The sequence below is a fragment of the Acinetobacter lwoffii genome (assembly GCF_022967985.1).
GTDB lineage: Bacteria > Pseudomonadota > Gammaproteobacteria > Pseudomonadales > Moraxellaceae > Acinetobacter.
Genome location: NZ_JALJVC010000044.1, coordinates 1 through 5,300 on the forward strand (window position 1 = coordinate 1; position 5,300 = coordinate 5,300).

General features: G+C 37.2%; 3 protein-coding genes and 1 pseudogene. 2 read left to right on the forward strand and 2 right to left on the reverse strand.

The features are described 5' to 3' along the window. Positions 1-171: 171 nt before the first annotated feature. Entirely contained in the window at positions 172-1,674 is a 1,503-nt protein-coding gene (locus MWG72_RS15275) for a CoA-acylating methylmalonate-semialdehyde dehydrogenase (RefSeq protein ID WP_247144419.1), read from the reverse strand. Positions 1,675-1,935: 261 nt separating this feature from the next. Beyond that, a complete protein-coding gene (locus MWG72_RS15280) occupies positions 1,936-3,288 on the reverse strand; it encodes an MFS transporter (RefSeq protein WP_247144420.1) in 1,353 nt (450 codons plus the stop codon). 469 nt (positions 3,289-3,757) lie between these two features. Between MWG72_RS15280 and MWG72_RS15285 the strand changes: the two genes are divergently transcribed. Next, positions 3,758-4,318: a LuxR C-terminal-related transcriptional regulator gene (locus tag MWG72_RS15285; protein ID WP_247144421.1), complete on the forward strand. Its 561-nt coding sequence runs from the start codon at positions 3,758-3,760 to the stop codon at positions 4,316-4,318. Between the two features lie 348 nt (positions 4,319-4,666). Next, a pseudogene (locus MWG72_RS15290) lies at positions 4,667-4,878 on the forward strand (helix-turn-helix domain-containing protein). The last annotated feature ends 422 nt before the right edge of the window (positions 4,879-5,300 follow it).

Genomic DNA, 5,300 nt, shown 5'->3' on the forward strand with positions numbered 1-5,300 from the left:
TAACTCTAAAATAGAAATGTCCGGTATCAGAATATGCAGGATTGAGATCATCTGGGAAAGATTTCATTTAAAAGACTTGATCAGTATGATGATTAAATCAAAATGAGCGCGTTAGTGTAAAATTGAAAATCCTGCTTCTGCAGGATTTTTAATAAATAAATCTATCACTGATTAGGTAATTTTAAATGCTAATGAAATTTCAGCATCACTTTCTTCGTGAATTGGCCATTTTTGTGAAATAGTTTTGAGCTTGGTATAAAAACGCGCTGCATCCGGTCCATAAAGATGAGATTCACCAAATTTTGACCGACGTAAGCCACCGAAATTAAAGTAACTTACAGGCAGTGGTACAGGAACATTAACTCCGATCATACCTGACTCAATTTCCATAAAGAAGCGATGTGAAGATTTTCCATCACGAGTAAAAATTACTGAACCATTTCCAAATTCATGGCCATTTGTTACTTCAATAGCTTCATCAAGTGTATCAACCCTTAAAATACCACGTGCTGGGCCAAATACTTCTTGCTTATAAAACTCCATATCCGTTCTGATATGGTCGAATAAGGTTGGTCCAATGTAATAACCATTTTTATATTCTGGATGCTCATAATTGCGGCCATCCAAAATGAGTTCAGCACCATCTGCTATACATTGATCAATAGCTTTTAAAACGGATTGCTGAGATTGGGCAGAAATAACCGCACCAAAATCAGCATTGGCATCATTATAAGCGCCTACCCTTAATGCCTTGGTTTTTTCAATAACTAATTTACGCAATTTTTCAGCAGTTTGAGCTCCCACCGGAACTAAAATCGAAACAGCCATACAACGCTGACTTGCTGAACCAAAACCAGCAGAAACAAATGCATTAGCGGCCGCTTCGAGATCTGCATCAGGCATGACTACCATATGATTTTTTCCGCCCGTAAATGATGCAACCCGCTTATTATGAGAAGTGCCTTTTTGATAGACATATTCACCAATCTGGGTTGAACCTACAAAGCTAATAGCTGCTATTCCTGGGTGTTCTAAAATTGCATCAACAGCTGTCTTATCGCCTTGTACAATGTTAAATACATCGTCCGGCAATCCCGCCTCTTTCCACAAATCTGCAAAAAATAATGCGGCTGAAGGTACCTTTTCTGAAGGTTTCCATACAATAGAATTTCCCACAGATACGGCCATTGCCATCATCACTGCCGGGATCATAATTGGAAAATTAAAAGGCGTAATACACCCTACTACACCTACCGGAACTCGTATCGAGAAAACATCAATATCACCAGCAACATTATGGGAATATTCACCTTTGGTGACATGTGGGGCATTACATGCAAATTCAATTCCTTCAATCGCACGACCAATCTCACCAATTGCATCTGGAATTGTTTTACCATGCTCACGACCTATGATCTCAGCTAGTTCTTCCGTTCTTGACACCATTAACTCACGCATTTTGAACAGAACTTGTAGCCTTGCAGCGTGTGAAGCTTTGGCCCATTTTTTCGCATTGGATGAAGTCGCTGCCTTGACTGCTAAATCAACCGTTGCAGCGTCAGCATATGCACAACGAGCAATTTCCTCACCGGTCGAAGGATTAAATACTGGACCTGAATTCTGAGTTTCAGTAATACGCTGACCTGAAATGTAATGTCCAATTATATTCTCCATATACTTCCCTTCTATACTTTTGTTATTAAACTCAAAATTCTAATGAAATCAGAATTTTCTAGCCCTTCTGGTTATGGATCATATAAATCGTTTCTAGCCAATGATCCTAAAACCTCTAGATTTTTAAATTCTGAGGCTGCTTCCTGGACAAACCTAAGATCCTTAAATCCTGTTGCACACCTCTTATTTGGATAGATTCGATACTTCTCTCGTTCCAAACAGATGGATTGCAAGCCTCAATTGCTTAACTATCATTTCTCTCTATGAAGAACTAGATAGATCAGTTTCAGCATTTTTTAGAGTAGGTTTTAATGCACGCGTCTTTAACTTGTCACTCTTCATAAAGAACGTGCAGAAAATTGCAAAGATTGTCATGCCCATAATGTAAGTAATAATCAAATGAGGACTACCATCACCAATACTTAACAGCTTCGTTGCAATCAATGGAGCTAAACCACCACCAATGACTCCGGCAAACTGTACAGAAATTGAAATACCGCTATAGCGAATTTCAGTAGGAAATTGTCGAGAAAAAAGCTGGGATTGCGGCGCATACATGATTGGGAAGACCACGCCAATGGCCAATACAATTGCAGTCCAGACTAAAAACGGGTCTTTGGTATTCAACATGCTAAAGAATGGGTAGCAATAGAATAAAAGTACAACCAAGCCAAACATAAACATATTTCTTTGGCCGACTTTGTCAGATAGATATCCAAATAAAGGCGTCATAATCATGATTAATCCACCGCCACAAATCGTGGCAAACAGGATGTCTTGACGCGGAAGACCCAGCGTTGTAGTGGTATAGGCCAGTGCAAAGGTTGAAGCAATGTAAAACCAAGCATTTTCTGCAGCACGCGCAAAAATGATTGTTAAAAGCACTCGGGGATGTTTTTTGAAAACTTGTAATGCAGGTACTTTAATTTCTTTTGCTTGATCTTTTACTTTCTCGAAATCCGGAGATTCTGGCACTTTGACACGGATATACCAGCCGACACCTAAAAGTACAATACTTGCGAGGAATGGAATTCTCCAACCCCAACTAAATAGGCTGGCTTCCGGCAACATTGAGACCAGGCCGAGGGCAACTGACGCTAATACGAGCCCTCCCCCGGCACTTGCCTGGGGTAAACTTCCCCAAAAACCTTTATCACCTTCGGGAGCATGTTCAACTGCCATCAAAACGGCACCACCCCACTCCCCACCCATGGCCATACCTTGGATAAAGCGTAAGATTACAAGACATAAAGTAGCCCAATAACCAATGCTTTCATAGGTAGGTAACAATCCAATTAAAACGGTGGGAATACCCATCATAATTAAGGTCGTGAGTAGCATCGCTTTACGGCCAATTTTGTCGCCAAAATGACCAAATACAATTCCTCCTAGAGGTCTGCCAATAAACCCAACAGCGTAAGTTGCAAATGCAGCCATTACTCCCATTAAAGGATCTAGATTAGGAAAGAAAAGTTTGTTGAAAATTAAGGCTGCTGCTGCACCATAAATAAAAAAATCGTACCATTCAATCGTCGTTCCCACCATACTGGATATCCCAGCCAGACGGTGCGAAGATTTTTTAGGTTGAACCTGTGCTTCTTGTATGGGTTTCATATTTACCCCTTCTACTTCTTCGTTTTGTCGTCCGTTACTCACTTAACTATTTATAATCAACCCTGATTATCAATAAGAAGTGAATCAATATATTTTTATTCAGTTACCTCACCATTAAGTTTCCTTGATAGAAGTAGATAAATTGAATAAAAAACTGAAACTACAGTACTGTTAAATGTGTCTTAATTAATAGTTGCGAGTCAATCCCCTTAATTACTTAAGTAGTTTTTGTTTTTTATTAAATATTTAAAGTTCAATAACTTGAGTTAATTTAAATGAAAATTTAGATAAAAATCGGATATAAAATTAAAAAATCAAAAAAACCATTAGCTGCTTAAAATAGCAACAATCTTTATTAAGTTTAAAATTACTTAATTACAAAAATAATACTTAAATTATTTAACATTTAGCCATTGTGATTAACTGCATAACTGAGTATTCCTTATAAAACTAAGTAAGGATACTTTTCATGGATTATAATAAATTGGCTTTTGATTTCAGTCCTGCACCTCTTGTTGTTTTAAGCTATAGATGCATGAAAGAAATGAATATTGCTTTCGCAAATATGTTTGGTTATGAGCGAGAAGCGTTAATTGATCAATCGATCGCTAAGATTTTTCCCACGATTAAAGATTATGAGAAAATAGGTAATGATGCTTTAAGCAGTTTACTAAAGCAGGATAGCTTGTTCTATTCAGATCAGCGTTTTATGCAACACAAAAATGGTGAATTGTTTTGGGTGCATACGCACGGACGGACTTTGACTCCGGAAGATCCTTTCAAATTAATGATCTGGCATTTTGAACGCAAGGAACAGATTCCTGTATCTAAACACAAACTGACTCGTCGTGAATCTGAAATAACTCAGCTGATTGTTAATGGTTTTACCTGTAAAGAAATTGCTAAAAAATTAGGGCTATCACATCGGACTATTGAAGTACACAAAGCCAATCTAATGAAAAAACTTGATGTAAGATCAAAAGCTGAATTGACTTCAAAAATTATTATTCAAGAAAATAGTTACTCCTAATAGGATATTTGGAGAGCGATTGTCGATTTAATCAAAAATTGTTCAGCCAAATTTTTTATAGAATGGGTCAATCTGTAGTTCATTAATCACATGACATTCTTTTAATAAGGTGAGTAGTCAAAAAAAAATTTTATTCATAAAGTCCATGGTTCACCCTGGAAATGGTAGTTTCGTGTGATCTCTTGTAGGGTCTAATAGTAATTAATCTTTTTTCTGATATTTTATCAAAAGTCAGTAAAAGGATTAAGTGATAAAGCATCCTCGATCCTAGGTCAATTAGTGAAGAAAAAATTTATAGATAATAACCTATTTCAGGATCTGGTCGATTCAATCAAATAAGCTGGGGCCATTAAGCGAGTCGAGTATCAGAGCTTGAATTGCCCGATATTAAAAATGCTCGTGAGAAATTAGCCTTAACTTTAAGCTGAATTTGCTACACGTTTGCATATCAGTGTAAGGACCTTACAAAATTGGGAATAAGGTCATCGCTTCCAACGTGATTTATAGCAACGTTAATTCTCCTTCTGGTTACTCATCCGGCTCTGATCAAAAGAGTTTAGACAATAAAAAACCCCGGCATCCTGCCAGGGTTTTTCATATTGGTTCGCTTAGTATAACTTCTGTCGTACCTTGCAGTCCTTGTGCCTATCTCTTGTTATTCTTATCCGGAACATCCTGTTCGCTATGTACCCATCATAGAAAACTTCCAGTATTCCGAATAGCTGCAAAGAACCTATATCCATGTGAGCCCAAGCGTACAAGATAGCCTAAGTTTTATCCACAGCAATTGGGGATAATTTCGGCCCCTAGATCCTTATAAATTGTACATCTAAGCTTAAATTGATCATTTTTTATTCTATTTTCGCGGCAAAAAGTTACAGATTCGCTTAAAAACTCACAAACTTATTACAAAAGCCGATTTTTCGTCTTTTCTTCGTCATAAATAAATTTATAAGTTATTGATATTTAAATTAATATACAA